Below are 26,784 nucleotides of genomic sequence, written 5' to 3'. Positions count from 1 at the left end.
CCACAAGGCCGAACTCCGGTGTTTGAAGTGCACAGAGAAATTTGCTTCAGTTTTCAAGATTAGCAGGGAGGAATAAGGTCCCCAAGGTAAAGCCGACAGATTTTGATACATTAAACTTGGTTCGCACGTACTGCAGTGGAAATAAATATCGTTTATAGATGAAATATTGTTCAGTTATCGTGTCAGATAATTTGTCCTGATGAGTACTTTTCTATCGCTGAACCTCATCACTGATGCTTGGATACCGGTTCGCCGCAAAGATGGTTCTCGCGCGCTGATAGCGCCCTGGCAGGTGGCGGATGATAGCCTTGCATTTCCCGACTGGCCGCGACCAGACCTGAATATCGCCTGTCTCGAGCTGCTGGCAGGGCTTGTGTTTCTGGCAGATCCGCCACGCGATAGCGATGACTGGCGCGCTCGCCAGCAACCTGATCCCGAGCGTTTGCGTGAGCGTCTGATGCCCTTTGCGCCCGCTTTCGAATTGATGGGCGACGGCCCGCGCTTCATGCAGGATCTGGAACCAATGGAGTGTGAGGTTAAGCCCAGCACACCCGACATGCTGTTCATCGACAGCGCGGGCGGCCAGACACTGCGCAATAATGCCGACATCATGGTCCGTCGTGGTCGCTATCTGGGGCTGGAGCCGCCGATTGCTGCAATGGCGCTGTATACGCTTCAAGCTCATGCGCCGGCTGGTGGGAGGGGCAACCGCACCTCAATGCGCGGCGGCGGGCCCATGGTCACGCTGGTTGATCCGGGGGTGGGGCTCTGGCAGCTCGTCTGGGCGAATGTTCCCGATGGTAAGCCAGCCAGTCCGGAAGCACTTCCCTGGATGTCCCCTACGCGCCTTTCGACCAATGGCGAGCAGGTATTTCCAGTCGACGCAGACCCCGCCGAAACGTTCTTCAGCCAACCACGGCGGCTCCGGCTGATTGCTGAGAATGGTCGCATTACCGGTGTCGCCCAGAAACCTTTCGGCGCCAATTATGCCGGGTGGGAACATCCCCTCACGCCACACTACCGGGTAAAGGCTGGGTCTGAACTGCTGCCGCGTCACCCCCGACCAGGGTCCTTTGGTTATCGCAACTGGCTTGGTGTGACTGCACGTCAGAAGACGACCGATGATACGGCGCGGCGGGCTAAGGTGATTGATCTGTGGGGACAGCGAACCCAAGCCTTCGCCGAAGTGATTGTGGCGGGCTGGGCCATGGATAACATGAAGCCGCGCGACTTTACCTTCTCCCGCGCGCCGCTCATTAATCTGCCAGATGAGCTGGTTGAACGGATGGAGGCCATGGTTGTTGCGGCTGAGAGTATTGCCCTGGCGCTGCGCGGCGCGATTCAGCCCCTTTTTGCCGAGGGTGAGGCGCGAGAGGCCTTCCGCGAGGCATTCTTTATCCAGACGCAAGCACCGTTTGAGTCGCGACTGACGAGTTTGAAGTCGTCCCCTTGGGAGGAGGTGGCCCGCGAGTGGCTAGCAGATTTGCGCGCAGCAGCGCTCGAGCTTTTCGAAGCGGAAGCGCTCCCGGGACTGGCGGAGCGCGACGTCAAGGAACAGGCCGAAATCGTTCGGGCGAGGCGGAATTTAACAGCGGCCTTCCAAGGGTATGGGAAGGAAGGGCGCGAGGCTTTCAAAGCGCTAGGCCTCCCGGTCCCTGAACAGAAGAAACGGAAAGCGGCATGAGCGAGGGCAAAACTCGAGGCGAGATTGCTGCAGGGTGGTGGCGAGAGGCGCTTGCGGACCGCGAGAGCAGTGCAGCGCGGGGTCTGGCGGCGAGGTTAAGGCGGTCCGGCGACATTGCTGTCCTGGCAGAGCCTGCCGTCCAGGATTTGGCGCGCCGGTTGGGATCGGGGCCGGCCGAGGCGGGACGCCTCGTGCGGTTGGTGCGGATATTGGCGGAGTTACGCGCTGATGATGGCGCACCTCTCGCGAGAAGAGTTGGTGGTGTCGAGCCGATCCTGTCCACGCTGCGCTTCCAGCGCCTTCTTCGTGCGCGTGACGAAGAATTTGTAACGGCGCTACGCCGCGCGGTTGTCCTGGCTGACCGTCGTGCCAACGTTGCGCGGCTCGCGAGCGATATCCTGCTTTGGGATCACCCAGAGTGGGGCGATCAGGTCCGCGCGCGCTGGTGCTTTGAATTTTTCGACGTGTCCTCGCAGGGCACCGAACCACAATCTTCAGCGGAGGTGTATTCATGAGCGTTTTCGTCCAGTTTCACCTGCTGACCCCTTATCCGCCGTCGAACCCAAACCGCGATGATCAGGGCCGCCCGAAACAGGCCATGGTGGGCGGACATCCGCGGCTTCGACTGTCCTCGCAATCGATTAAACGAGCAGTACGCGAGACCGCTTATTTCCTTCAGGATCTGGCTGGCAACCGCGGCACGCGAACCAAGCGCATTGCTGAACAGATCGAGGATCACCTCTCCAAGCAGGGCGTCCCAGCCGATAGCGCCCGGTCGGCGGCTACAACGGTGGCCAAGGTGTTTTCGAAGCTTGAAGCCGAAAACAATAGCCAGGCGCCCCTGACCACGACCCTCGCATTCGTATCGCCAGATGAATGGCAGCTCGCCAAGGACATGGCCGAGAAGATCGCCGCCGGGGAGCAGGTGGATGAGAAAGAACTGAAAAAGCAGGTCCTCCGGCACGCCGACGGCGCAGTCGATATCGCCATGTTTGGTCGCATGCTGGCATATGACCCGAACTTCAATCGTGAGGCAGCTGTCCAGGTCGCCCATGCCTTCACCACTCATCGGGCGCTTGTCGAGGATGACTGGTATTCGGCCGTCGATGACCTGAAAACGCGCGAAGAAGACGCTGGCGCCGGGCACATGGGGGAAACGGGGTTCGGCTCAGGCGTCTATTACCTCTATGCCTGTGTGAACGTGGACCTGCTGGTGGATAATCTGGGCGGCGACCGGGCGCTCGCCGCGAAGGGACTGGAATCACTGGCAAAAGCGCTCGCCACTGCGACCCCGAAGGGCAAGCAGAACAGCTTCGCTCACCATCCGCTCGCCCATTACATCCGCGCTGAACGCGGAAGCCGTCAGCCGCGCGACCTGTCAGGTGCGTTCTTCGCACCGGTTGACCTTCGCGCGAATGACCTCGTCCGTGCCTCAATCACGAGGCTCGAAGACCTGGCTGACCAGCTCGATCGGGCCTACGGGGCAATGGCGGACGAAACCCGCGTGATGAACTTGCGTGACGGTGAAGGAAGCCTGGACGACATTGCTGCCTTCGCTGCCGACGCTGCGGAACGCACAACTGCACCCGAACATGCCTGAGTACCTCGTCTTCACTTTGGCTTCGACGCTTGCGTCGATGGGCGATGTGGCCGGGCACGAGCGGCGGGGAACATGGACCTGGCCGGGCCGCTCCGCCATCCTCGGGCTTCTGGCGGCGGCGCGGGGCATCAAGCGCGACGGCGACTTCTCTGCACTCGATGCGCTTCAAGTCTCGGTCGCAGTGTTTGAGACCGGCAAGCCCATGCGCGACTATCATACGGTGCAGACGATCCCGACCGCAGCTGTGAAGCGGCCGCAATCGCGACCCGAAGCATTGCGGTTACTGGACGCGTATGAACTTCGGCAACAAAAGCCAGTGCACCCGGTTATTACCCTGCGAGACTATCGGCAGGGGGTGCTCTACGGGGCGGCGGTGCAAGGCCCGGCGTTGGAAACCCTACGCAGCGCGCTCGAACACCCTACCTTCCACCTCTATCTCGGCCGCAAGGCCTGCCCACTCTCGGCACCACTCGCGCCAAAGATTGTAGCTGCCGAAGCCCCTGAGGCCGCGCTCGCGCATTTGACTCTTCCTCCCTGGCAAGGGACGGCGATGGCAGAGACGCTGTACACCGAGGCAGGCCCGGCAGAGCGCATCGAGACGCGTCATGACGCCCCGACCGATCGACGGCTGTGGCACTTCTCACAGCGCCAAGTTCATGTGCGCACGGTGACGATTCGCCCGGAAGGAAAACCATGACCTTCGAAACCAATCCGCGTTTTCTGCGAGAACTTCTAACCAAGGGACACGCTGGAGAGCTTCAGCTGCCTGATTTCCAGCGCTCCTATGTCTGGGCCGATGACGATGTCCGGATGCTTCTCGCCTCCATTCTCAAGGGCTTTCCGGTCGGTGCGCTTCTAACGCTTACCACCGGTGGAGAGGTGAATTTTCGGCCGCGGCTTCTGGAAGGGGTAGCCGCAGCGCGACAGGCTGATGGCGAGCCGCCCGCTGCGGCGGCTGAGGAACTTCTGCTTGACGGCCAGCAGCGTATCACCTCGCTATACGGCGCGTTCATGAGCCCACTTCCGATGACCGTTCGCAAGCCAAAAAGCGAGCGCAAGACGCTCAAGCGTTTTTACTACTTGGACATTCAGAAAGCGCTCGAACCAGGTGAGGATATCGAAGACGCCATCCTCGGCCTGCCCGAGAGCCGCGTCCGGCGTGACGAGGTGCTGGGTATCGACCTATCGAGTCGGGAGGACGAGTTCCGGGAAGCGTGTTTCCCTCTCAACATCGCATTTGCCGATTCCGCTTTCGATTGGATCGACGAATTCCGCGACTATTGGAGAGATCGCGATCCCAACATGGCACAGCTTGGACGGAAATTTCGCCAAGAGATCCTTGATGCGGTCCGTTCGTACCAGATGCCTGTCATTAGCCTAGCGCGCGACACCAGCAGAGAGGCCGTTTGCCTCGTCTTCGAAAAGGTCAATGTTGGTGGAAAGAAGCTCGATGCCTTCGAACTGGTCACTGCGATCTTTGCGGGCCAACCTGACCCCCTGAACCTGCGAGACGACTGGAAGGCCCGGCTTCAAGCCATCCGTACTGGGCGAGATGGACGCGGCATGTTCAACCCCGTCTTCCACAATCTGCGCGGGTTCGACTTTCTCCAGGCGGTCTCGTTGTCCGTCACCCATGCTGCGCGCCGCGAAGCCTTACAGGTGAGAGGCTCTGAACCGCCCCAGATCTCGTGTAAGCGCGAGGCGCTTCTCAAGTTGGATCTGGCCGATTATCGCGCCCATGCTGACCGCGTGGAGGAGGGATTTCGCGCGGCGGGTCGGTTCCTAAACGAGCAGAAGATTCTCTGGGCGAAAGACCTGCCTTATCCAGCGCAGATGGTGGCGCTGGCAGCGATCTTCGCCGTTGCTGACTGTGGCCCATATCCGCCCCCGGTCACCAACAAGTTGAAGCTATGGTTCTGGCGCACGGCGCTTGCCGAAGATTATGGCACCTCTCCAGAATCGAAACTTGCCAAGGACGCGGAGGAAGTCACCCGCTGGATCGCGGGCGGTGAAGAGCCTTCACGGCTCAGGCTTCTCACTTTTAACCCGGAACGGTTGGATACGCTGACAACGCGCAATTCCGCAGCCTATCGAGCCTTCGCCGCGCTACTACTGCGCGAAGGGTGCCAAGATTTCATAACTGGGCAACCAGCGGATCTCTACGCGTTCGGGAACGACCCGATGGATGTCCATCACATCTTCCCACGCGCGTGGTGCAGAGACCGAAACATATCGGCCAACCAATATGATTCCATACTGAATAAGACTCCGCTCACCGCTGCCTCAAATCGGGAGATCGGCGGGCGCGCACCCTCAGAATATCTCGCTCGGATAGAGGACAGGTATGACCTGAGCGTCGCGCAGATGGACGAGATTCTCCGCAGTCATCTCATTGAGCCTTCATTCCTGCGCAACGATGACTTCGACGGCTTTATCGCTGACCGCAAGCAGAAGCTTGCGACTCTCGCGGCAAACGCTATGGGCCTTCCGCTGGTCCACCCCGACGAGCCCGAAGAGCCGGAAGGGGAAATCGATGAGGATCTGGAGAATGGCTCACAGGACGACGAGTGATGTATCTCTCCCGTCTCACGCTCTCGCGCAAGCCTGACATTGCGGCGCTCGGGCAACTGCTTGAGCCTGAGCACGATGGACGACGCATGGACGCTCACCACCGCCTTATCTGGTCGGCGTTCGCGGGCAACCATGACGCACGGCGTGACTTCCTGTGGCGGGATATGGGAAGGGGTCAGTTCCTGGTGCTTTCGCCGCGCGAGCCGAGAGAAAGCGCGCTGTTCGAGGAAATCGACACCAAGCCGTTCGAGCCTGACCTGCGATATGGTGACCGCCTCCAGATTCTTCTTAGGGCAAACGCCACGCGGACCGTGACCGATGCCGATGGCCGGAAGCGGCATCGCGACGTCGTGATGGAGGCGCTCCACCCAGTGCCGAAGGGGCAACGCGCTGCGGTCCGCATGGAGGTCGCGCAGGATGCCGGAAGGCAATGGCTCGCTGGCCAGGGCGCGCGCGCCGGTTTTGAGGTAGATGCAGCGACAGTAAGCAGCTACCGCGTCGCAGAGCCTCGCCGCAACGGTCCGCGGTTTGGCATTATCGATCTACAAGGCGCCATCAAGATTACCGACCCTGAAGCCTTCCTGTCCCGCGTCGCGCAGGGGTTTGGACGGGCAAAGGCCTTCGGCTGCGGGCTGATGCTGATCCGGCGGGGGTGAGACATGTCGGATATGCGAGGCCTCCCGCCGCCGCGGCCAATCCCGCTGAAGGACCGCGCGGCGCTCGTCTTTGTTGAGCGTGCCCGGCTTGATGTCGATGACGGTGCATTCGTGGCTATCGATGCTGAAGGTGTCCGGACGCACATCCCCGTTGGCGGCGTCGCTTGCCTATTGCTGGAACCGGGAATCCGCGTCTCTCATGCCGCCGTGGCCTTGGCCGCGAGGACGGGGACGCTGCTCGTGTGGGTTGGCGAAGCCGGCGTGCGACTCTATTCGGCCGGGCGTCCCGGCGGCGAGCGCTCCGACAAGCTTCTGTGGCAGGCTCAGATCGCATTGGACGATTCCGCACGGCTGCGGGTCGTGCGCAAGATGTACCAAATCCGCTTCGGCGAGGCCGCGCCGCAGCGCCGATCCATCGACCAACTCCGCGGGATCGAGGGTGCCCGCGTGCGTGAGACCTATGCGCTGCTGGCCCGACAACACGGTGTCGATTGGAAGCGTCGATCCTACGATCCAGGTGACTGGGAGGCGGCTGACACACCCAACCGATGCCTTTCCGCCGCGACAGCCTGCCTGCACGGGCTGACCGAGGCCGCGGTACTCGCGGCCGGTTATTCGCCCGCGATCGGCTTTTTGCATACAGGAAAGCGACTGTCGTTTGTCTACGACATCGCCGATCTCTGGAAGCTCCAGACGGTCGTGCCCGAGGCCTTCCGTGTCGCCGGGTTGGCGAAGAAAGGCAAGCTCAGCATGCCAATCGAACGCGCGGTGCGACAGGCTTGTCGCGACAGCTTCCGAAAGACGGGACTCCTGGCCAAGATAATCCCTCAGATCGAAGACGTTTTGTCGGCCGGCGACCTGCCGAAACCTGCGCCTCCGCCAGAAGCCGCCGAGCCGGCATTCTTCGACGCGGAGGAAGGGCCATGATGGTGATAGCCGTAACCAATGCGCCGCCACGCCTGCGCGGACGGCTGGCTGCCTGGCTGTTGGAGGTGCGGGCCGGCGTTTTCGTGGGGGACTATTCGGCGCGCACCCGCGAGCGCATCTGGGATCAGGTGGTGAACTACATCGAGGATGGTGACGCGGTAATGGTCTGGAAGGCGCCCACCGATCAGGGCTTTGACTTCGCCACTGTGGGGTCTAATCGCCGGATGCCAGTTGACTTTGACGGACTGAAATTGGTGAGCTTCTATCCGTCGGCGGAGTCGACCGATTCCGACGGCTGAAGCTGGTAAGCTCTTTGACTTGTGAAAAATCCTTGGGCATCAATGCTCTGCAGCAAGAGTGCTCCCCGCGCGAGCGGGGATGAACCGGATGAACAAAACGCCAGCGACAAGATCAACAAGTGCTCCCCGCGCGAGCGGGGATGAACCGACCACAAGCACGACGGGGACGGGGGATATAACGTGCTCCCCGCGCGAGCGGGGATGAACCGGACGAAGCCGAGCGCCTGCTGATCCGTGACCTGTGCTCCCCGCGCGAGCGGGGATGAACCGATGAGCGGGTTCATCTGAATGTCACCGCTCCCGTGCTCCCCGCGCGAGCGGGGATGAACCGTCGCCAACATTCGTGTTGGTGCCTTCAGCGGTGTGCTCCCCGCGCGAGCGGGGATGAACCGCTGGACGCCCCGGAACGCCTCGGAGACATACTGTGCTCCCCGCGCGAGCGGGGATGAACCGTCAAAGTCGGAAGCGGCCAAGCCGGAAAGTGAGTGCTCCCCGCGCGAGCGGGGATGAACCGCTCCGGTGCGGTCCGGCACAACGCCGCCGTTAGTGCTCCCCGCGCGAGCGGGGATGAACCGACGACACGCGGCGGACGATCCGCGAGGTGCGCGTGCTCCCCGCGCGAGCGGGGATGAACCGGACGTGAAGGCGGCCCGCGAGGCCGCCGCGGCGTGCTCCCCGCGCGAGCGGGGATGAACCGGCCTGCATCGCGGGCGGCTTCTGGGCCGACATGTGCTCCCCGCGCGAGCGGGGATGAACCGTGCTTCCAGCTTCGCCAGTTTTTCGTCTAGGTGTGCTCCCCGCGCGAGCGGGGATGAACCGAAGATCAGCGAGATGAATCTGGCCGAGCGCGTCGTGCTCCCCGCGCGAGCGGGGATGAACCGGCGGCGGCGGTGCTGGTCCTCGCCGCCGAGGAGTGCTCCCCGCGCGAGCGGGGATGAACCGATGGATAGTCTGGATTGGTGGCTAGTTCTATTGTGCTCCCCGCGCGAGCGGGGATGAACCGAAAACATGCTGGACCAGCTTCGGGAAGTGCTGGTGCTCCCCGCGCGAGCGGGGATGAACCGGTACCGCCATTCCCCGCGTGTATGGACGCGCCGTGCTCCCCGCGCGAGCGGGGATGAACCGGTGATTGGTCGCGTGGCGTGGTCGCGTCGCGGGTGCTCCCCGCGCGAGCGGGGATGAACCGGCCAAACTCCCGCCAGTTGTGGTCACGCAATTGTGCTCCCCGCGCGAGCGGGGATGAACCGACCAAGCGCGCCATCGAAAAGATCAACCGGCTGTGCTCCCCGCGCGAGCGGGGATGAACCGCGGACGCGCGACGCGCGTCCCCGAACGCCACAGTGCTCCCCGCGCGAGCGGGGATGAACCGCGGGAAAAGCACGCTGGCAAAGAAGATAATCCGTGCTCCCCGCGCGAGCGGGGATGAACCGCTCAAATCCAACACCTTGGCGCACATTGGACGGTGCTCCCCGCGCGAGCGGGGATGAACCGATGTACATATTCAGCGCATTTATTTAGGCGTCGTGCTCCCCGCGCGAGCGGGGATGAACCGAAACGCCGCCATACCGATTGCGACGTTCCTATGTGCTCCCCGCGCGAGCGGGGATGAACCGCGCCATACGGCCAGCGCGACATGTTGGAGCGCGTGCTCCCCGCGCGAGCGGGGATGAACCGCGCGCATCCGGCCGCGCGCGCAGATCATCCCGGTGCTCCCCGCGCGAGCGGGGATGAACCGTCTCGTAATCATCGACTTTGTCCCACGTCATAGTGCTCCCCGCGCGAGCGGGGATGAACCGAATACAATGCGGCGAAAGAATTGGGGCTTATCGTGCTCCCCGCGCGAGCGGGGATGAACCGGCCGCACCTGGCTCCAGCGCAACGGCGTCCCGGTGCTCCCCGCGCGAGCGGGGATGAACCGTTGACTCGCGGCGGAATATGGGAACCGGAAACGTGCTCCCCGCGCGAGCGGGGATGAACCGAGTGCATCGACGATTGCAGCGCGAGCGGCGACGTGCTCCCCGCGCGAGCGGGGATGAACCGCCTCGGGTCAACACTCGGAGCGCTGAGAGATCGTGCTCCCCGCGCGAGCGGGGATGAACCGTTTTTGCGATGAGGGGGTTGACACGGGCCGTAGTGCTCCCCGCGCGAGCGGGGATGAACCGCCCTACGCCGTGACGCAGACCGCCATCCCAGAGTGCTCCCCGCGCGAGCGGGGATGAACCTCCGCGCTCGCTGATCAATGCGCCCGAGGGGACGTGCTCCCCGCGCGAGCGGGGATGAACCGAAATCACCCTCTCCCAAGCGGTTTGCAGGATAGTGCTCCCCGCGCGAGCGGGGATGAACCGATATTTGGCTTGGCACGCAGAAGGTTATGGTTGTGCTCCCCGCGCGAGCGGGGATGAACCGATCGCGAACGTTACCGCCGCGATCCGCTTGAAGTGCTCCCCGCGCGAGCGGGGATGAACCGGTATCAGGACAGCCGCCGAAGCGACTGCCCAAGTGCTCCCCGCGCGAGCGGGGATGAACCGAGAATTTGAGAATACGCGCCGCCACCGCCACCGTGCTCCCCGCGCGAGCGGGGATGAACCGTTGCTCGGTGGCCGGCGGGCGGGTGTTCAGGTGTGCTCCCCGCGCGAGCGGGGATGAACCGACCTTTGTGGAGCTGGGCGAAACATCTCCGGCGTGCTCCCCCGCGCGACCAGGGATCCAGTGGGCACAACAACCCAAACATCTCGACGATCGAACTGTATCTCTGGTGTATCTACGTAGAGCAGATAGAACCGCTGGAAAGATGTAACCCTTTGAGTTTATTGGCGACCCCGAGAGGACTTGAACCTCTGACCTAGTGATTAGAAGTCACTCGCTCTATCCAGCTGAGCTACGGGGCCGCAGGCGGGTACGCGCCCGTCAATGCGTCCAGGTGCCGATGCGGCCGTAACGGAAGTTATCCGCATAGGCCTTCTTGACGCGCTTGCGCGGTGGTTTCTCGCGCACGCGATACGGAATGCCGTGGCGCTTGGCGTAGGCGATCGCCTCGTCCTTGGTGTCGAAGGAGAGCCTGACCTGCGCGCGGGTGTCGCCGCTGCTCGTCCAGCCCATGAGCGGGTCAGTCTGGCGCTTTTCTGCGCGCTCGAACTTCAACACCCATTTGTCCAGCGCGTGACCGGACTGCATTGCGGTCTTGGCAGGCTTGTATATCCACGCGACCATCCGGCTTTCCTCGTGACGCCCATCCAAAATGGTCGGGGCAGCAAGATTCGAACTTGCGACCCCCTGGTCCCAAACCAGGTGCGCTACCAGACTGCGCTATGCCCCGAACCTGCCTTCTCACATAGTGTATGAAGCGTCTGGCCGGTAGCGGTCAAGACCTCGCGCGCGCCTGCTCCACGCCATTGGGCGGCTTAGTGGAGACGACCGCCATCGGGAACCGGGCGCTCCGGCGCAATCAGGACCACCTCGCCATTCTCGTCGCTCAGCCCGAGCGTGAGCACTTCCGATTTAACAGGTCCGATCTGGCGCGGCGGAAAATTGACGACAGCAAGCACCTGCCGCCCGACGAGGTCTTCGGGCGTGTAGTTCGCAGTGATCTGAGCCGAACTTTTCTTTTCGCCCAGTTCCGGGCCGAAATCGATCTTCAGCTTATAAGCCGGCTTCCGGGCCTCGGGAAAAGGCTCCGCCGAAGTGATGGTGCCGACGCGGATGTCGACCGCGAAAAAATCTTCAATGCTGATGGTATGACTTGTTTTTGTCTCGGCCATCGGTATGCCCTGTTATTAAATTGTCGTTCCTCCGTTCGGCGACGCGCCCGCTGGACCCCGCGGCGGCGTCTGCGGCTCTTCCGGCGCCTGCGGCGTGGGCGGCGGCTGCGGTGGCTCTCCGCCCGGACCAGCGCCCGGGGACGGTTCTGCGCCACCCCGGCCGCCCGGCGAAAACGCGCCCATGATGCGCGACGCGGTATCGCAAAGCGAATTGGCCCGCTCGGCAAGCTGCTCCGCGCGGCGCAGCCGGCGGTCGAGCGCCGCCATCGTCTTGGCCATCGCCGGGTCGTCATCCTCCAGCCAGACCAGAAAGACCTGCGTGTGAATTGACATGAGGGCAGAGACCCTCGCAAAGCCGCTCGGCCCTTCAGCCTCGATGCCCGCCGCCTGCAACATCCAGTACTGGGTGTTGAGCGCCGGGCCGACCAGGGATGCCAACTCCGCGGGGCGCGCGCGCAGGTCTTCCGCAATGCGGCGCAGCGCGGGGCGCCAGGGCTGGATCATCTCGAACCGGGTCATCAGCACGTCGAACAGCCGGTCGCGCGGCGCCTCGCCCATCGTGGTCGTCGCGGTCTTCTCCAGCACCTTGTAGTCCACGTCGCGGCGGAACCCATCGAGGATCGCTGTCTTCGAACCGAACTCGCGGCGCAGCTCGGCCATCGTCAGCCCGGCGCGCCCGGCGATATCCGGCAGCCCGATCGCGTTCCAGCCGCGCTCTTCGGCGAGCGCCAGCGCCGCCTTGATGATCCTGCTGCGGTTGCTCATGTCTTCGAACATCGCGCGTTCTCCTGAGAAATTCGGCGCCAAATCTTTGGCGACATGTCATCTATTGCCGCGCAGCATATCGCGTCACGACGGTGTTTCAATGTCCGATGGAGATTCGGCCGCAGTGTCGCCGCGGATCAGTTCTGCGCGAGCCGGCGCTGCAGGCCGAGCCGCGCGACGAGACGCTCCAGCGGCGCGTCATGGATGCCCGCCTCGCGCAGGTGCCGTACGGTGTTGGCGACGTAGTCGATGTTCGGCCCGGAGCGGCCGTGGCTCCGGCGCACCAGATGCACCTGGCGCTCCAGCGGCAGATCGCCGGCATACTGCGGATGAGCGGTGTCGACCATGTAGCACAGCGCACGCACGCGCGGCGCGCCTTCAGTGTCAAGCTCAAGGATACCGGCGGCCTCACGGTAGACCATCGTCACTTGCTCGCGCGCCCGCAGATAGGCCCGCACCTCGCGCGCCCGCTCCGGCGCGACGCGAAAGGCCATCCCGTCGCACGACCCGCCCGGCTCCAGCCCGAGCACCAGCCCCGGCCGCCGCCGCGTTCCCCGATGCACCACCGAGTAGACGCACAACTGCCGCCGCCCGCCGATCATCCTTGCCGGGACCGCCTCCTCATAAGCGAAGCCGGGCCGCCACATCAGCGAGCCGTAGCCGAACACCCAGAGTTCGCCGCGCAAAGGCGAATGCGGCGCTTCCCCCCGCATGGCTCAGGCGGTCTTTTTCGCCGGCTTCTCGGTTTCCTGGCTGGGAACGCCATGCCGGCCGAAGTCGGGCGCCGGCGTATCCTGGCCAGACTCGATGATCGAGCGGCGGACCGCCCGCGTGCGCGTGAACAACTCTTCCAGCGCCTGCCCATCGCCCCAACGGATCGCGCGCTGCAAGCTGGCGAGGTCTTCAGTGAAGCGCCCAAGCATCTCCAGCACCGCCTCGCGGTTGTTCATGAAGATATCGCGCCACATCACCGGGTCCGACGCGGCAATCCGCGTAAAGTCGCGAAAACCCGAAGCCGAGAACTTGATGACCTCCTTCTCGGTCACCGTCTCCAGGTCCGAAGCCGTGCCGACGATATTGTAGGCGATCAGGTGCGGGAGATGGCTGGTGATGGCGAGCACGAGATCATGATGATCCGGGGTCATGATCTCCACTTCGCTGCCGCAGGCTTCCCAGAACGCCTTGAGCCGGGCCAGCGCGTCATCGTCGGTGTCCGGCAGCGGCGTGAGGATGCACCAGCGCCCCTCGAACAGCTCGGCAAAGCCGGCTTCAGGACCCGAGTATTCGGTGCCAGCGATCGGGTGGCCGGGAATGAAATGCACGCCCTCCGGCAGGTGCGGCTTGATGGCCTCGATCACCGAGCATTTGACGGAACCGGCGTCGGTCAGGATCGCGCCGGGCTTGAGTGCAGGCGCCATCTGCTCGGCCAGCTTGGCGAAGGTGCCGACCGGGGTGCACAGGATCACCAGATCGGCCCCGCGCACGCAGTCGGCCGGGTCTTCGTGGACGTCATCGACAAAGCCGATGCGCATCGCCGTCTCGCGGGTGGCCGCCGAGCGCGCCGTGCCGCTAACGCGGCGCGCCAGCCCGTGTTGCTTGATGACGTGGCCGAGCGAGGAGCCGATCAGCCCGAGGCCGATCAGCGCAACATGATCGAAATGCGGTTTCATCAGGTCAGCTTTCCATGAAGTCCTTGAGCGCACGGGCGACGGCGCGGTTGTCCTCATCGCGGCCGATGGAGATGCGCAGCGCGTGCGGCAGCCCGTAAGCGTCCAGCTTGCGCACGATGATGCGGCGCTCCTGAAGCCAGGCGTCGGCGGCTTCGGCGGTCTTTGCGCCAGTGGCATCGAAATGCGCGAGAATGAAGTTTGCGGCGCTGGGCGTCACCGGGATACCCGCCGCGCGCAGTTCCTTGATCAGCCAATCGCGCCATTTGGCGTTATGGGCGACCGCTGCGTCCGTGTGTGCTGTATCCTGAACGGACGCCACCGCCGCCGCCATGCCCGGCCCGGAGACGTTAAACGGGCTGCGGATGCGGTTCAGCACCGCCGCGATATCTGCCGGGCAATAGGCCCAGCCGACACGCGCGCTCGCCAGCCCGTGGAGCTTGGAGAAGGTGCGCGTCATCACCGTATTCGCGGTTTCGTCCGCCAGCGCCGCGCCGTCGTCGAAATCAGCGGCCGGGGCGTATTCGGCGTACGCGCCGTCCAGCACCAGCAGCACATGGCCGGGCAGGTCCGCGCGCAGCCGGCGCACCTCGGCTGAGGTCAGGTAGGTGCCGGTCGGGTTGTTCGGGTTGGCGAGGAACACCGCCTTTGTGCGCGGCGTCACCGCGGCCAGAATCGCATCGACATCGGCGCGGAACTCACGCTCCGGCGCGACCACGGGCGTCGCCCCGCTCGCCATGATGACGATCCGGTAGACCAGAAAGCCGTGCTCGGTGTAGATGGCCTCGTCGCTCGGCCCGAGATACGCCTGGGCCAGCAGGTGAAACAACTCATCGGAGCCGGCGCCACAGACGATCCGCGCGGCATCCAGCCCGTGATGCGCCGCCAGCGTTTCGCGCAGGTCAGTCGCGCCACCGTCCGGGTAGCGCTCCATCTTCTCCGCGGCCGCACGGTGCGCCTCCACAGCGCGGGGGCTCGCCCCCAGCGGCGTCTCATTGGACGACAGCTTGATGACCGGTCCGCCATCCGCCAGCTTGCTCTTGCCCGGCACGTAGGGCGGCACGTCCATCAGGCCCGGGCGCGGCTGCGGCGCCTGCGGCTTCGCTTTTTCTTTCAGATCCGTGCTCATGGGCCTGTGATAGGCGTATCGGGGCCATAAGACAATGGCAGAGCCGTCCATTCCTTGCATTGCGCGGTGGTCTGCCCTGCCCGGCAGGCGCGCGAATTGAAAAAATTACGCTACCAGCCTATTTTATGGATCGTGGTGATTTGGCCGGCCGGCTTGCAGCCACGTTAAACAACTCGCTAAAAGGCCGCCGCTTCCTGCGATCCGGCCCCTGCGAGACGAGCGCAGCCGGTCGCGCGGCCCTGGCGAGCCGAAACTGGGAAGCGGAGCGATAACCTGAATTGCAAACCGACCTGACACACCCGAAAGACCACGCACTCATTCCGGTCAGCGCGATCGAGGAGTTCGGCGAAAACGAGCCGATCCAGCTCGACTGCGGGCATGACCTTGCGCCCTTTTCGATCGCCTATCAGACCTACGGAAAGCTGAACGAAGCGCGCACGAATGCCGTGCTCATTTGCCATGCGCTGACCGGCGATCAGTATGCCGCCGACACCCACCCGCTGACCGGCAAGCCGGGCTGGTGGTCGCGCATGATCGGACCGGGAAAGCCGATCGACACCGATCATTACTTCGTTATCTGCACCAACGTCCTGGGCGGCTGCATGGGTTCGACCGGCCCGGCCTCACTCAATCCGGAGACGGGGCGTCCCTATGGCCTCGACTTCCCGGTCATCACCATCGCCGACATGGTGCGCGCGCAGGAGCGGCTTATCGAGCGGCTCGGCATCCCGTCGCTCTTCGCGGTCGTCGGCGGGTCGATGGGTGGAATGCAGGTGCTCGAATGGGCGGCGAGCTATCCGGAAAAGGTGTTCTCCGCGATCCCGATCGCCACGGCGGCTCGGCATTCCTCACAGAACATTGCCTTCCACGAGGTAGGGCGGCAGGCTGTGATGGCCGATCCGGACTGGCGCGGCGGCCGCTATCTGGAAGCTGGCGTGCGCCCGCGCAAGGGCCTGGCGGTCGCGCGCATGGCCGCGCACATCACCTATCTGTCGGACGAGGCGCTTCACCGGAAGTTTGGCCGCAACCTGCAGGACCGTGACTGCGTCACTTTCGGCTTCGACGCGGACTTCCAGGTGGAGAGCTATCTGCGCCATCAGGGGATGAGCTTTGTGGACCGCTTTGACGCCAACAGCTATCTCTACATCACACGTGCGATGGACTATTTCGACCTGGCGCAGGATCACGGCGGGCTCGCGCAGGCGTTCCGGAAAGCGCGTAGCCGGTTCTGTGTGGTATCGTTCACTAGCGACTGGCTCTATCCCACGCGCGAAAGCCGCGAGATCGTGCAGGCGCTGAACGCCGTGGCGGCGAATGTGAGCTTCGTCGAGATCGAGTCGGACAAGGGGCACGACGCCTTCCTGCTCCACGAGCCGGAGCTGTTCGACGCGGTATCGGGATTCCTGAGCGCCGCCGCCGAACGCCGCGGACTGTAGGGAGTAGCCGCATGGACGCACGCACACCCGGGACAGGCAGCCGCGTCGACCACCTGCTCATTGCGGACATGGTGGAGCCGGGCGCGCGCGTGCTCGACATCGGATGTGATACCGGCGACCTGCTGAAGTTGCTGGAAAATGTCCGCGACGTGGATGGGCGCGGCGTGGAGATCAGCCAGTCGGGTGTGAACTTCTGCGTGGCCAAGGGCCTGTCCGTGGTGCAGGGCGACGCCGATCGGGATCTGGAGAACTATCCGGATCAGGCGTTCGATTACGCTTTGCTGAGCCAGACCCTGCAGGCAACCCGCCGGCCGAAATACGTACTGGAGCAGCTTCTGCGCATAGGTCGCTATGCCATCGTATCGTTCCCGAATTTCGGGCACTGGCGCATACGCTTCAAACTGCTGTTCAACGGGCGCATGCCGAAGACCGAAAACCTGCCGGAAGACTGGTACGACACGCCCAACATTCACTTCTGCACGATCAAGGATTTCATCAGCCTGTGCGAGGAGGTGGACGCCAAGATCGTCAAGCCGGTGGCGCTCAACTCCTACGGCAAGCCGCTACGCATCGGTCTGCCGCTGAGCTGGCAGAATCTGTTCGGCGAGCAGGCGGTCTTTCTCCTGACGCGCAAGTAATTCCCGCGGCTAAGCTGCCAGCCGGGCCATCGCCGGCCGCGCCACGGCAGGCCGTGCCATCGCCGGGCGCAGCCGCACTTCCGCCGGTCCGATGACCCCGTGCAGTTCCTTGCGGGCCTCAATCACCAGGACGCCCGACAGTGCAGGCCAGACGCGTCGCCCGACCCGCTCCCAGGCCGGGGCGGAATGCAGCATGATGCGCCAGCTCACCGGCGGCACGAACAACGAAGGAAGACTTGCCTGCGGCGAAAACAATGCGGCCTCCAGCTTGCGCATGATTTGTCGTTCGCTGTAGGGATGCCCCGCGCCGAGCGGCGTGTGGTCGGCGCGCGCCCACAGACCCGTTCGGTTCGGCAAAACCAATATGAGCCGGCCTTCAGGGCGGAGAACCCGCCAGAACTCGCGCAGCAGCATGTCGCTGTCGTCGCTGAATTCCAGGCTATGTATGGCCAGCAGGCAGTCCATCGAATTGTCCGGCAGCGGCAGGTCCGGCTCCTCGAACATCGCGGCGACGTTCCCCGCTTCCTCGGGCCAGTAGGCAACACCCTGGGGCCGCGGCATCAGCGCAATGACCCGTTCGGCTTCGGTCCTGAGCGCGCGCAAATAGGGCGTGGCATACCCCACCCCGCAAACGCACAGGCCGCGCACATTGCGCCACCGGGAGCGGATACGCAGCGCGACCAGGTGCCGTGCCACGTGCCCCAGGGGGCTGGCGTAGAAATCGACCAGATCTTGCAGAGCCGGACGCATGACAGCTTCCCCACCCGCATGGCGAACGCCGCGCACGACTTGTCTGGCCGGCGCGACACGGCTTCTGCCCATTGCGCGCGATATGGCAGATGTTAGGTTTCGCCCAACCAGTTCGTCGCAAGAGGACCCACCGCAATGCTCGAAGTTTACCAGTTCATGTGCCGTTCGGACAATTTCGGCGTCCTGATCCACGATCCTGAGTCCGGGCTGACCGCTTCCATCGACGCGCCGGAGACCGATGCCGTACGCGAGGCGCTCGCCGCGAAGGGCTGGACGCTGACGCATATTCTGGTGACACATCATCACCCGGACCATGTCGCGGGCGTAGCCCCGCTCAAGAGCGAAACAGGCTGCACGGTGACCGGCCCGGCGAAGGGGCGGATCAGCGGCGTGGATGTCGGGCTGAGCGAGGAAGAGACCTACGCGTTCGGCCGCTACGAGGCGAAGGTGCTGGAAACACCGGGCCACACGCTCGATCACATCGTCTATTTCTTCCCGGAGCCAGGCCTGCTGTTCGCAGGCGATACACTGTTCTCCCTGGGTTGCGGCCGCGTGTTCGAGGGCACGCCGGCGCAGATGTGGCACTCGCTGCAAAAGCTCATGCACCTGCCCCGCGACACGGAAGTCTATTGCGGCCACGAATACACGCTCAGCAATGCCGAATTTGCCTTGACCGTCGAATCAGGCAATGACGCGCTTCAGGACCGCGCGGCCGAGGTGCGCCGCCTCCGCAACGATGGCAAGCCCACTTTACCCACAACTTTGGGTCGAGAGCTCGACACCAACCCGTTTCTGCGCCCGGATTCGTCCGAAATCCGCCAAACCTTGGGGATGGAAGACGCCTCGAACGAGGTCGTCTGGGCCGAACTGCGTCGGCGCAAGGACCGACACTGACTGCGGGCATCATGTGGATGAAGCCCGGACACAGCCCGGTCAGGCCGGTGAGTGCTTGCTCCGTTGAAGCGATTGGCCTTTAATAAAATACGCGGGAGCTAGTCCCGAGGGGCGCGGTTTTCTTATCCGTCGATAGCGAAAGATGCGGCACACTTTTCGCGATCAGGATTGAAGCCCCCAGAACGTTCGTTGACACCGGAGCCGTCCGAAGGGGCCAAGAGGGCGGATGATCGAGCGGCGCAAGCTGCTCGCGGCCATTGGCGACTCCGGGACAAATGAGGGACGCGGCGCGCCTGTGACGGGCTGGCGCAACAGTGGGGTAAGCTGATGCAAGCGGAGCAAAGGGGATCTTTCCTCTCCGCGTTATTTGTCGACTACGACAACGTCTACCTTTCGCTGAAACGACGCAGCGAAGAGGCGGCGGCGCGCTTTGCGCAGGCTCCGGCAAACTGGCTGCAGGCGCTGGTCTCCGACCGTCTCGTGCGCCGCAACACCGAAGCGCATGGCCTGCGCCGCCGGCTGGTCGTCAACCGCGTCTACGGTAACCCGGTGCCGCGGCGCTCCGGCCGGGACGGGCCGAATGACCCCAACTCCTTCATCTTCGTGCGTCATCACTTCATCCGCGCAGGCTTCGAGGTGATCGACTGCCCGCCGCTGACCGCGCAGCTCAAGAACGGCTCCGACATCCGCATGGCCATCGACGTGCGGGACATGATCGAACACCGGACGCGCTTCGACGAGTTCATCTTGCTCTCGGGCGACGCCGACTTCACACCTGTGCTGCACCGCCTGCGCGAATATGATCGCCAGGTCGTGATCTATTCCAACGACCACACCGCCCAGCCCTATACGGCGCTCTGCGACGGGCGCATCGAGGAAAAAGACTTCGTCGAGTTCCTGCTGTCCGATGCCCTCCCGGAACCCGAGTGGCAGGATCGGGGCAAGCTGGGCGGCGACGATCGGCATGCCGAGGCGGCGCGCGCCGTCGGGCAGGCGGTGCATCAGGCGCTCGGCCATGACCCGTCGGGGCGCATACCTGCGATGAGCGAGCGTGGTGAGGTGCAGCCGGCACGTGCGGCGTCCGGGCAGGCCGAGGAGCCGACCATCCGCGCGCTGATGGACGATTTCCGCGAGATCGGGGCGGAGATCCTCGACCTCGTCGTGCAAGCCGTGCGCGAGGCAGAGAAGCCGGTGCCGATTGCCTATCTCGCCAACCGTGCGATGAAGGAACTGGGCCACGCCAAGACGGTCGGCACGAACTGGGCTGGTTGCGGCGGCTTCCTGAACTTTCTGTCGCGCAACCTGCCCGATCATCTCCGCTTGACCGAAGCGCCACCACACTCGGTCTATGATCCGGCCCGGCATCAGGTCGAAGGTGCTGCCGCGGAAGACGAGCAGCGCCAGAGCGGCCTCCAGCGGACCTCGGCCCCGGCGCAACAGAACGGCAGCAGCAACCGGCTCTCCGATTTGCAGAACTCGATCACGCGCATCTATGAAGCCTCCAAGGCACCCCCGTTGCCGCCGAGCGAATACCAGCTGCTGTTCAATCTCATCGCGGCGGAGGTCAGCGAGCGCGGCTTTCAGCCAGGGCGCACTGTCGATGCCGTGCTGGCGCGGGCGGAGGAGAATGGCGTGCGCTTCGCACAGCAGGATGTCGCCTTCGTGGTGGGCGCGGTTGACGACATGGATCCCTGGCTGGAGCATTCGCGTACGCCGGCGGCGATTGCGCGGGCCTACCGGGACGTGATCCTCTCGCGCTGTCAGAAAGCGGGGCTTGAGCTGAGCGATGACGAGCATCAACTCATTCAGGTCTGGTTCGGCGCAGCGCAATGGGGTGGCGCGGCCAGCCAGTCAACGGAGTCACCTGGTCGCCCATCGCGGTCGGCCAGCAGCCGGCCGGACATCCCGCTGCCGCCGGATTTCGACGAGGCTCAAGGCGGGGCGCCGGGGCGCGAGCTGGGCGGCTACAATCGCAGTCTCAAGCGGCACGGTTGAGACCAGATCCGACGGTTGGCGTGATCGGATGCACACGCGGCGTCCGGCGTCAGAGGGCGGTTTGACAGGCCTCGGAAAGCGTGCCAAAAGCGTGGCGTAAAGCGCGCATGGGCCCATAGCTCAGCTGGTAGAGCAACTGACTTTTAATCAGTAGGTCGGAGGTTCGAATCCTCCTGGGCTCACCAAAACCTCAAAAAACCAACGATGTGGAGACGCCTCCGGAGAAGCGGTCCTGAGGCGCTTGTCTCACCTCCGCGCTCTGTCCGGATTTGGGTGGCGTCCGTGCGTCCATATGCGCGGGGGACGTGGTCGAGGCGGAGCCCTCAGCCGGGTCAGGCGGGGTATCTCGCCAGTGCTGGAGGATGAACCTGACCCAATCGCTCATTGTAATGAAAGATTGAAGGCCGCCAGACAGCGAGATTGCCGCTCCCAGATACGCGAACGGCCTCGACGGTCACTGTGCAGCGGCACGGGCCGTATCAAGCCACCCGTTGACGAGATCGGCGTTGGCCTCGATCCATTCGCTTGCGTGGCGGACGATGTTTGCCGGATCGTCCTCGCCAGCATGCATCCTGGCGTTCTGCTCAAAGATGTCTGCAATGGGAATACGCGCCTCTTTCAGCAACGTCTCAACCGCCGGATTGTTGGCCAGAAAGTTGTTGTTCGCCAGCGGGCGAATGTCATTAGCTTCCCAGCCCAGGGCACAGGGATCGTTCACGCACCCTTGAATATTGGCATGGGTCGTTTCCTCGGTGGCGTTCGGCATTTCGATCCACACAACATCCCTGCCAGGCTTCAAGACACCGACCGTCCAGTTCGGCGTCCAGGTATAGAACAGGATCGGCTCACCGGCCTTGTAGCGGCCCAGCGCGTCGGCCATCGCGGAGCTATAGCCGGCCTTGATCGGGTTGATATGATCGCGCAGATCAAGCGCATCCAAATGCTCGGCGATCCTCAGTTCACAACTCCAGCCGGGCGGGCACGCGACAAGATCCGCTTTCCCGTCGCCATTGGAATCAAAGGCTTGCCTGATCTCCGGCTTCCTGAAATCGTCGATGCTGGTAATGCCGAACCTTTCCGCTGATGCCTTGTCGACAAGGTAGCCCTGCATGGCGCCGCCCTTGGCGACATAGCCGATTTTCCTGGCACCGTCCTTGAAGGCGTCCTCGTAGACATTCGCGAAAGGAAACCAGGCGTTGACCCAGAGATCCACATCGCCCAGCCCGACAGCGCGGTAGAAAACCGGGTTATCGAGTGTCTCCAACTCCCCGACGTCATAGCCGAGCTTTTCGAGCATCTGTTTATAGATCTCGGCCTGAAACCAGCCGGTGTTCCAGGTGGGGCGCGCCATATTGATCTTCTTGCCGTTCCCCGGCTCCTGGGCACTCACGGCCCCGGCAACGCCCCCCACGGCGAGCGCGAGTCCGACCACCATGCAAAGAACAAACCGCGTGAGAAATGCAAAGACACCCATTTGACGCTTCCTGGATCCAGTTTTGTCGACCGAGAGGGCAGCGACGCAACCATTGCTTAACCAAGAACGACGCGCAAGCGTAACGAGGTGCCACCCCCACCCCGCTAGAGACTACGGACCTTGTCCGTTCTCGATTAGTCGCAGCGGAGCGGCGGAAAGCGTCCCTTCAGCTTCGTTGTTGACTTCGCCGCACGCTACCTTGAACCGTATAAACACGGCATGGTCTGGCGCCTCCAAGCGGATGCGCCCCTGATTGCCCGGCCTCTGCCAGACCTTCCCCAGCATTTCTCCCCTCTCAAACAGGTCGGACATCGCCGGGTTCCGTTGATCGACCTGATACCCTCGCATGACGCAGGCCATTCCAGTTCCCACGCCAGGTCCTGCCACGCTGTTCCGGCCTCGCAGAACGCGCAGAATCCATCGTGTAACCGAATACCGCCGAGCAGCGGGCCCATTTAAGCTACGGGAAAGCTTGCCGCATTAGACTTTTCCCCATCAGGCGGCGGGACAAGGCGGGACCCACGCACAACTCAAACTGGGGCTTGCGCGCGTCGCTGTCCGACGTGGCCCAAACCGCCTCGAAGCGGCTTCTCCCGTGCATCGGCGCATGGATGGATAGCCGCTCGCCTTCTGGCACGCCCAAGGCGAGATGTCGCCCCGAAACAACGCAGCGAGGGTCAAACCGATGAAAGGGGCAAAGGCGCTACTCGCGGCCTCCCTGATCGTTATTGCCGGCGTCGGGCTTTGGGGTGTCGTAGATCCCGAGGGGATCGTCGCTGTTGCCGACCGTGTCGTGAACACGTACTTCCGCAGCCGTGGCTGGTTCGTGATGCTGTCCGTCTCGGGGATGCTGATCCTCTGCATCGCGCTTGCCGCGTCCCCTTACGGGCGCATCCGGCTGGGCGCCGACGATGAGCGGCCCGAGTTCTCCGCGCCGTCCTGGATCGCCATGATGTTCGCGGCGGGGATGGGCGTGGGGCTGCTTTTCTGGGCGGTGGCCGAGCCGCTCACCCATTTCCGTTTTGTGCAGGATGCCCTCCCCGATCCGCTGGCTGCCGAACAGGCGCTACTGGCGACCAACTTCCACTGGGGCATCCACGCCTGGGCCATCTACGGTTCGACAGCCCTGGCCATCGCCTATTTCAGTTTTCGGCGGGGAACGCCGATGCTGGTCAGTGCGCCGATCCTTGATCTCTTTCCGCAGGAAAGCTGGGCAAAGTTCGTTGGCTGGCTCACCGATTTCGTGGCGATCGTCGCGATCGCCATTGGCGTGGGCGGCTCGATCGCAATGGGAGTCTTTCAGGTCGCGGACGGCGTCAACGTGATGATCGGCGGTGGTGCCGGCGCACCGCACTGGCTGATCGCTGCAGTGTTCGCCGTCATGGTCGCCAGCTATATCCCGCCCCTGCTGGTTGATCTGGGCAGCGGGATGGCGCGCTTGTCGAACCTGGCCATGTCGATCGCGATTGGCCTCGTCGTCTTCACCGTCGTCTTCGGGCCCACCCAGTTCCTGCTCAACTCCGTCGTCAACGGCTTCGGCGACTATGTAACACGCGCCATTCCCCGCGGTTTCGAGACCTTTACCTTCTTTGACGATGCGGTGGCGCGCTGGTTCAACGAATGGACGCTCACCTACATGGTCTGGTGGATCGCATGGGGGCCATTCGTCGGGGTGTTCATCGCGCGCATTTCACGCGGCCGCACCATCCGCGAGTTCGTGCTTGGCGTCCTCGTTGGCCCGGCCCTGTTTTCGGTGATCTGGTTCGGCGCGTTCGGCGGGATCGGCCTGTTCGAAGCGCTGCGCGGCCAGGGCGAACTGCTCAGCATGACGCAGACGAGCGTCGAGCGGGTGACCTTCGCCCTGCTCGATCGTCTGCCCTTCGCCGCACTGACAACCATCGCGACAATTATTGCCGCCTTCTTGTTCATCGTCACCAGCGTGGTCAGCGCGGCCTTTGTGCTCAGCACGTTCGCAACCGGCGGCGACCCGAACCCGCGCCCCTTTATTCGGCTTATCTGGGGTGGTCTGCTGGGCGTTCTGGGCGCGGCGATGATCCTCTCGGGGTCGATTGACGCGGTGAGACAGCTGATTGCGCTGGGCGCGTTACCGTTTGTCTTTATCCTTGTCCTTCTGCTGGTTTGCCTGATCCGGGCGCTCGGCGAGGAAAATCCTGGCGAGGCCGTCAATGCTCACCGGTGATCCGCTCGATACGATCCTGAATCTGGCCACTTTTACGTTCATCGGTGCCATGATCTGGCTGCTTAGGCGCGATTTGCCAAAGCGGGCTCCGGCCCCACCTGAAAAGCTGTAAGACACTTAAATGTGTTCAATGCCCGATCATAGTGGCTTTCGGCGTCGATATGGGCAATGGGCTTGCCCTTGTTGGATGCTGGAGTGAGCACCTCGCGTTTTCCCCGAAGTGCGGCGTCCGCAGTCTGCTTTGCCTACCGAGCCGACAACCTTGGCGGATTTCGGGTTCGATTGCGGATAGTGCTATAAGACTTAGATCCCGGCGGCGCGAAAAAGGTGGTCTTGATCACCGACTTCGATGTTGCGGCGACACGCAACGTGCTGCCCGGGCGTGTCACGCTGCGGGGTGATTGCCGGGCATTCCAGCCCAAACTGCAGGATCGTATCGAAAGCACCATGCGGCGGCTGGTGGACGCTATTTGCGCTGCGGGTGGCGCCAACGGGACGGTCGCGTACAACAGGGAATTCGCCGCCACGGTCAACACGCCAGACGAAGCTGACCTGGCCGCGCGCGTTATCGAGCGGAGCTTCGGCGCCGATCAGCTCGTGCCCGAGGCTGCGCCGCTGATGGCCTCGGAAGACTTCGGCTTCGTGCTGCATCACAGGCCCGGCGCTTACGTCCTTATCGGCAACGGCACCGACGGCCCGTCTGGACAGAGCCTTCATAGCCCTGATTACGACTTCAATGACGAGATACTGTCCGTGGGGGTGGCCTTTTGGACGGCGCTCGACCAGAGTTACCTCTCCGCATGAGAGCTTGGACCCACGCGATGCACATCCCCACGCCCCCTATCAACTGCTGTCCGGACCTGCCACACCCTGGCGGGGCCTGGCAACCTGGCCGGGACGAGGGTCGTTCCAGCGTCATGGCGGAAAACACCCCATGGCCCAACTGCGCGCCGACGCCGGTGCATGACCCATCCACGCTTGCGCCGGAAAGCCGGTCCTGGCCAGCAATCAAGTACTGGCGTGGCACATGCTGCGCCTTGCTGGAAACGGAGAGCTTCCTGCCCAGGCAGGACACCTTGCGAGCGTCCCGCTGCGCTGAGCTTTCGCTCGGGTGCCGAACCGGGCCTGGGGAAACCGCGCCAGACCTGTCCGCTGGTTGGTGAGCCCGGACGACGCGGTTGCACGCCTGAAAGGCTTCACGACGTCGCTTTGGTGGCCTAAGACGTCCACCCTTGGCCCTGACGTCCTGTCGCGGCGGCATAATTACTTCAGTGCGGGCCGCCAGAGACTGAACCGTTTTGAGATGGCTGATTTCCGAAGTCGGTTCTCCAGATACAGCAGCTTGTGGGTGAGCAGCCGATGTCACTGCCGATCTCGCCAAAATCGGCTCACGCGTTACCGGCTTAAGTTGCGCATGGTCCCTCGCCGCCCGGCATGGATCAAGGTTGGGTCATGGGCCAAAGGCGTGGCTCTGGCTGGCGAGACGCAATGACGCGCACGCCCGGCTTGGCCGGCTGCCTTGTGGTCCCAGTGGATTGAACGCTGGTGCGAGGCGCGATTTGATGCACCCGCTGGCGCTGGCATGACACGTCGGCCACTCCGGCTGATAGACTCTTTTGGTGGTGTTATCTTTTGGATGCGTTATTGTCGCGCTGCACGGACCACTCTAATTACAAAGGCATCATCTGTGGCCCCTAAGCCTTCTGATCGCGGCACGCCTCTATCCGACGAAGTCATCGCTCCGGGCCGGCCATGGTCAAGCGTGATGCCGCGCGACCACGTCTTGCGGATTGTCGATCTTGAAGGCAGCCAGGCGGTCGATTTCCTCTGCTACGCCGACGCCGACCGCGAGGAGCGATACCACGCGCCCAACACGCTCAAGGCTGCCGGGACGATCAAGCTGACAACAGGCCACAGCCTGTTCTCAGACCTCGGCCGTCCCCTGTTCACGATCATCGAGGACAGCTTTGTTGGCCACGATACGATTGGCGGGTGCTGCAGCGCGCCGAGCAACAAGATGCTGTACGGTGTCGACAATGCACCGGGCTGCCGCGAGAATTTCCTGGCAGCGCTGGCGGCATACGGCATGGGCCGGCGGGACATCGTTCCGAACGTCAACTTCTTCATGGAGGTGCCGGTCTCGCAGGATGCCGAATGCGGCGTCGCTTATGGCCGCTCGCAGCCCGGCGATTACATTGATTTGCGCGCCGAGCGCGACGTGCTCGCGGTGATCTCCAATTGTCCTCAGGTCAACAACCCGTGCAACGCCTTCAAGCCGACTGCGATCCGCCTGCTGGTTTATCCGCCGGCCTGAGAGGAATCCTCACTGCCACGTTGTACG

Annotated in this window: 23 protein-coding genes, 3 tRNA genes, 1 CRISPR repeat array and 1 riboswitch; of the genes, 16 read left to right on the top strand and 10 right to left on the bottom strand. The window is 63.5% G+C overall.

Annotation, left to right across the window (positions count from 1 at the left end; genetic code table 11):
* Positions 1-199: 199 nt before the first annotated feature.
* From casA to cas2e, 8 genes are read left to right on the top strand one after another with little or no spacing between them, the layout of a single operon-like run.
* Positions 200-1,684: a type I-E CRISPR-associated protein Cse1/CasA gene (gene casA / locus BXY53_RS04285; protein ID WP_119060652.1), complete on the top strand. Its 1,485-nt coding sequence runs from the start codon at positions 200-202 to the stop codon at positions 1,682-1,684.
* Complete coding sequence (casB, locus tag BXY53_RS04280) at positions 1,681-2,199, top strand: type I-E CRISPR-associated protein Cse2/CasB (protein ID WP_119060651.1); 519 nt, start codon at positions 1,681-1,683, stop codon at positions 2,197-2,199. Before casA ends, casB begins: the two co-directional genes overlap by 4 nt.
* Complete coding sequence (gene cas7e / locus BXY53_RS04275) at positions 2,196-3,284, top strand: type I-E CRISPR-associated protein Cas7/Cse4/CasC (RefSeq protein ID WP_119060650.1); 1,089 nt, start codon at positions 2,196-2,198, stop codon at positions 3,282-3,284. The genes casB and cas7e overlap by 4 nt, the downstream gene beginning before the upstream one ends.
* A complete protein-coding gene (cas5e, locus tag BXY53_RS04270; RefSeq protein WP_119060649.1) occupies positions 3,277-3,981 on the top strand; it encodes a type I-E CRISPR-associated protein Cas5/CasD in 705 nt (234 codons plus the stop codon). Before cas7e ends, cas5e begins: the two co-directional genes overlap by 8 nt.
* The gene (locus tag BXY53_RS04265; RefSeq protein WP_119060648.1) at positions 3,978-5,855 is read left to right on the top strand and encodes a DUF262 domain-containing protein; all 1,878 of its coding nucleotides are present in this window, start codon (positions 3,978-3,980) and stop codon (positions 5,853-5,855) included. The genes cas5e and BXY53_RS04265 overlap by 4 nt, the downstream gene beginning before the upstream one ends.
* Positions 5,855-6,511, top strand: coding sequence for a type I-E CRISPR-associated protein Cas6/Cse3/CasE (cas6e, locus tag BXY53_RS04260; protein ID WP_210209142.1), 657 nt, complete (start codon positions 5,855-5,857; stop codon positions 6,509-6,511). Before BXY53_RS04265 ends, cas6e begins: the two co-directional genes overlap by 1 nt.
* 3 nt (positions 6,512-6,514) lie before the next feature.
* On the top strand, positions 6,515-7,438 hold the full coding sequence (cas1e, locus tag BXY53_RS04255; protein ID WP_119060646.1) for a type I-E CRISPR-associated endonuclease Cas1e: 924 nt from the start codon (positions 6,515-6,517) through the stop codon (positions 7,436-7,438).
* Positions 7,435-7,737, top strand: coding sequence for a type I-E CRISPR-associated endoribonuclease Cas2e (cas2e, locus tag BXY53_RS04250; protein ID WP_119060645.1), 303 nt, complete (start codon positions 7,435-7,437; stop codon positions 7,735-7,737). The genes cas1e and cas2e overlap by 4 nt, the downstream gene beginning before the upstream one ends.
* 58 nt (positions 7,738-7,795) lie before the next feature.
* Positions 7,796-10,387: a CRISPR direct-repeat array (repeat unit 29 nt; unit sequence GTGCTCCCCGCGCGAGCGGGGATGAACCG).
* Positions 10,388-10,548: 161 nt separating this feature from the next.
* On the opposite strand, the gene BXY53_RS04245 is transcribed toward cas2e, so the two are convergent.
* The 8 genes from BXY53_RS04245 to hisC all read right to left on the bottom strand — a co-directional run bounded on the left by BXY53_RS04245 (position 10,549) and on the right by hisC (position 15,056).
* A tRNA-Arg gene (locus tag BXY53_RS04245) sits at positions 10,549-10,625 on the bottom strand.
* A 19-nt stretch (positions 10,626-10,644) separates the two neighbouring features.
* Complete coding sequence (locus BXY53_RS04240) at positions 10,645-10,947, bottom strand: ETC complex I subunit (RefSeq protein ID WP_119060644.1); 303 nt, start codon at positions 10,945-10,947, stop codon at positions 10,645-10,647.
* A gap of 29 nt (positions 10,948-10,976) precedes the next feature.
* A tRNA-Pro gene (locus BXY53_RS04235) sits at positions 10,977-11,053 on the bottom strand.
* 85 nt (positions 11,054-11,138) lie between these two features.
* Complete coding sequence (locus BXY53_RS04230; protein WP_119060643.1) at positions 11,139-11,495, bottom strand: tRNA-binding protein; 357 nt, start codon at positions 11,493-11,495, stop codon at positions 11,139-11,141.
* Between the two features lie 15 nt (positions 11,496-11,510).
* Positions 11,511-12,272 (bottom strand): TetR/AcrR family transcriptional regulator, encoded by a 762-nt coding sequence (locus BXY53_RS04225; RefSeq protein ID WP_119060642.1) that lies wholly within the window; start codon positions 12,270-12,272, stop codon positions 11,511-11,513.
* Positions 12,273-12,397: 125 nt separating this feature from the next.
* Positions 12,398-12,973: a gamma-glutamylcyclotransferase gene (locus tag BXY53_RS04220; protein WP_119060641.1), complete on the bottom strand. Its 576-nt coding sequence runs from the start codon at positions 12,971-12,973 to the stop codon at positions 12,398-12,400.
* 3 nt (positions 12,974-12,976) lie between these two features.
* Positions 12,977-13,930, bottom strand: a complete 954-nt coding sequence (locus BXY53_RS04215; protein ID WP_119060640.1) for a prephenate/arogenate dehydrogenase family protein — start codon at positions 13,928-13,930, stop codon at positions 12,977-12,979.
* Positions 13,931-13,934: 4 nt separating this feature from the next.
* Entirely contained in the window at positions 13,935-15,056 is a 1,122-nt protein-coding gene (gene hisC, locus BXY53_RS04210; protein WP_119060639.1) for a histidinol-phosphate transaminase, read from the bottom strand.
* A gap of 122 nt (positions 15,057-15,178) precedes the next feature.
* Positions 15,179-15,256: riboswitch (SAM riboswitch) on the top strand.
* Positions 15,257-15,373: 117 nt separating this feature from the next.
* Between hisC and metX the strand changes: the two genes are divergently transcribed.
* Both metX and metW read left to right on the top strand, forming a co-directional pair.
* Positions 15,374-16,492, top strand: a complete 1,119-nt coding sequence (gene metX, locus BXY53_RS04205) for a homoserine O-acetyltransferase MetX (protein ID WP_425359183.1) — start codon at positions 15,374-15,376, stop codon at positions 16,490-16,492.
* Positions 16,493-16,503: 11 nt separating this feature from the next.
* A complete protein-coding gene (metW, locus tag BXY53_RS04200; RefSeq protein ID WP_119060637.1) occupies positions 16,504-17,130 on the top strand; it encodes a methionine biosynthesis protein MetW in 627 nt (208 codons plus the stop codon).
* A 9-nt stretch (positions 17,131-17,139) separates the two neighbouring features.
* Here the strand turns inward: metW and BXY53_RS04195 are convergent, their stop codons facing one another.
* Positions 17,140-17,880, bottom strand: coding sequence for a class I SAM-dependent methyltransferase (locus tag BXY53_RS04195; RefSeq protein WP_170144333.1), 741 nt, complete (start codon positions 17,878-17,880; stop codon positions 17,140-17,142).
* A 135-nt stretch (positions 17,881-18,015) separates the two neighbouring features.
* Here BXY53_RS04195 and gloB point away from each other — a divergent pair, with 135 nt between their 5' ends.
* From gloB to BXY53_RS04180, 3 genes are all read left to right on the top strand, one after another.
* Positions 18,016-18,774, top strand: coding sequence for a hydroxyacylglutathione hydrolase (gene gloB / locus BXY53_RS04190; protein ID WP_119060635.1), 759 nt, complete (start codon positions 18,016-18,018; stop codon positions 18,772-18,774).
* 327 nt (positions 18,775-19,101) lie between these two features.
* On the top strand, positions 19,102-20,769 hold the full coding sequence (locus BXY53_RS04185; protein WP_119060634.1) for an NYN domain-containing protein: 1,668 nt from the start codon (positions 19,102-19,104) through the stop codon (positions 20,767-20,769).
* A gap of 109 nt (positions 20,770-20,878) precedes the next feature.
* Positions 20,879-20,954 (top strand) — tRNA-Lys (locus BXY53_RS04180).
* A 269-nt stretch (positions 20,955-21,223) separates the two neighbouring features.
* On the opposite strand, the gene proX is transcribed toward BXY53_RS04180, so the two are convergent.
* Positions 21,224-22,243, bottom strand: a complete 1,020-nt coding sequence (proX, locus tag BXY53_RS04175; RefSeq protein ID WP_119060633.1) for a glycine betaine/L-proline ABC transporter substrate-binding protein ProX — start codon at positions 22,241-22,243, stop codon at positions 21,224-21,226.
* Positions 22,244-22,928: 685 nt separating this feature from the next.
* On the opposite strand from proX, the gene BXY53_RS04165 reads away from it, so the two are divergent.
* The 3 genes from BXY53_RS04165 to BXY53_RS04155 all read left to right on the top strand — a co-directional run bounded on the left by BXY53_RS04165 (position 22,929) and on the right by BXY53_RS04155 (position 26,757).
* A complete protein-coding gene (locus BXY53_RS04165) occupies positions 22,929-24,443 on the top strand; it encodes a BCCT family transporter (RefSeq protein WP_119060631.1) in 1,515 nt (504 codons plus the stop codon).
* A 333-nt stretch (positions 24,444-24,776) separates the two neighbouring features.
* Entirely contained in the window at positions 24,777-25,247 is a 471-nt protein-coding gene (locus tag BXY53_RS04160) for a M20/M25/M40 family metallo-hydrolase (RefSeq protein ID WP_147361495.1), read from the top strand.
* 778 nt (positions 25,248-26,025) lie between these two features.
* On the top strand, positions 26,026-26,757 hold the full coding sequence (locus tag BXY53_RS04155; protein WP_342634971.1) for a DUF1989 domain-containing protein: 732 nt from the start codon (positions 26,026-26,028) through the stop codon (positions 26,755-26,757).
* Positions 26,758-26,784: the final 27 nt, after the last annotated feature.

The sequence above is a fragment of the Dichotomicrobium thermohalophilum genome, assembly GCF_003550175.1.
Taxonomy (GTDB): domain Bacteria; phylum Pseudomonadota; class Alphaproteobacteria; order Rhizobiales; family Rhodomicrobiaceae; genus Dichotomicrobium; species Dichotomicrobium thermohalophilum.
This window is presented reverse-complemented; position numbering and strand designations above follow the sequence as displayed.

What these genes read in the sequence shown, in the direction of transcription:
- casA (WP_119060652.1), top strand. Translation starts at nt 200, where the DNA reads ATGAGTACTTTTCTATCGCTGAACCTCATCACTGATGCTTGGATACCG.
- casB (WP_119060651.1), top strand. Translation starts at nt 1,681, where the DNA reads ATGAGCGAGGGCAAAACTCGAGGCGAGATTGCTGCAGGGTGGTGGCGA.
- cas7e (WP_119060650.1), top strand. Translation starts at nt 2,196, where the DNA reads ATGAGCGTTTTCGTCCAGTTTCACCTGCTGACCCCTTATCCGCCGTCG.
- cas5e (WP_119060649.1), top strand. Translation starts at nt 3,277, where the DNA reads ATGCCTGAGTACCTCGTCTTCACTTTGGCTTCGACGCTTGCGTCGATG.
- BXY53_RS04265 (WP_119060648.1), top strand. Translation starts at nt 3,978, where the DNA reads ATGACCTTCGAAACCAATCCGCGTTTTCTGCGAGAACTTCTAACCAAG.
- cas6e (WP_210209142.1), top strand. Translation starts at nt 5,855, where the DNA reads ATGTATCTCTCCCGTCTCACGCTCTCGCGCAAGCCTGACATTGCGGCG.
- cas1e (WP_119060646.1), top strand. Translation starts at nt 6,515, where the DNA reads ATGTCGGATATGCGAGGCCTCCCGCCGCCGCGGCCAATCCCGCTGAAG.
- cas2e (WP_119060645.1), top strand. Translation starts at nt 7,435, where the DNA reads ATGATGGTGATAGCCGTAACCAATGCGCCGCCACGCCTGCGCGGACGG.
- BXY53_RS04240 (WP_119060644.1), bottom strand. Translation starts at nt 10,947, where the DNA reads ATGGTCGCGTGGATATACAAGCCTGCCAAGACCGCAATGCAGTCCGGT.
- BXY53_RS04230 (WP_119060643.1), bottom strand. Translation starts at nt 11,495, where the DNA reads ATGGCCGAGACAAAAACAAGTCATACCATCAGCATTGAAGATTTTTTC.
- BXY53_RS04225 (WP_119060642.1), bottom strand. Translation starts at nt 12,272, where the DNA reads ATGTTCGAAGACATGAGCAACCGCAGCAGGATCATCAAGGCGGCGCTG.
- BXY53_RS04220 (WP_119060641.1), bottom strand. Translation starts at nt 12,973, where the DNA reads ATGCGGGGGGAAGCGCCGCATTCGCCTTTGCGCGGCGAACTCTGGGTG.
- BXY53_RS04215 (WP_119060640.1), bottom strand. Translation starts at nt 13,930, where the DNA reads ATGAAACCGCATTTCGATCATGTTGCGCTGATCGGCCTCGGGCTGATC.
- hisC (WP_119060639.1), bottom strand. Translation starts at nt 15,056, where the DNA reads ATGAGCACGGATCTGAAAGAAAAAGCGAAGCCGCAGGCGCCGCAGCCG.
- metW (WP_119060637.1), top strand. Translation starts at nt 16,504, where the DNA reads ATGGACGCACGCACACCCGGGACAGGCAGCCGCGTCGACCACCTGCTC.
- BXY53_RS04195 (WP_170144333.1), bottom strand. Translation starts at nt 17,880, where the DNA reads ATGCGTCCGGCTCTGCAAGATCTGGTCGATTTCTACGCCAGCCCCCTG.
- gloB (WP_119060635.1), top strand. Translation starts at nt 18,016, where the DNA reads ATGCTCGAAGTTTACCAGTTCATGTGCCGTTCGGACAATTTCGGCGTC.
- BXY53_RS04185 (WP_119060634.1), top strand. Translation starts at nt 19,102, where the DNA reads ATGCAAGCGGAGCAAAGGGGATCTTTCCTCTCCGCGTTATTTGTCGAC.
- proX (WP_119060633.1), bottom strand. Translation starts at nt 22,243, where the DNA reads ATGGGTGTCTTTGCATTTCTCACGCGGTTTGTTCTTTGCATGGTGGTC.
- BXY53_RS04165 (WP_119060631.1), top strand. Translation starts at nt 22,929, where the DNA reads ATGAAAGGGGCAAAGGCGCTACTCGCGGCCTCCCTGATCGTTATTGCC.
- BXY53_RS04155 (WP_342634971.1), top strand. Translation starts at nt 26,026, where the DNA reads ATGACACGTCGGCCACTCCGGCTGATAGACTCTTTTGGTGGTGTTATC.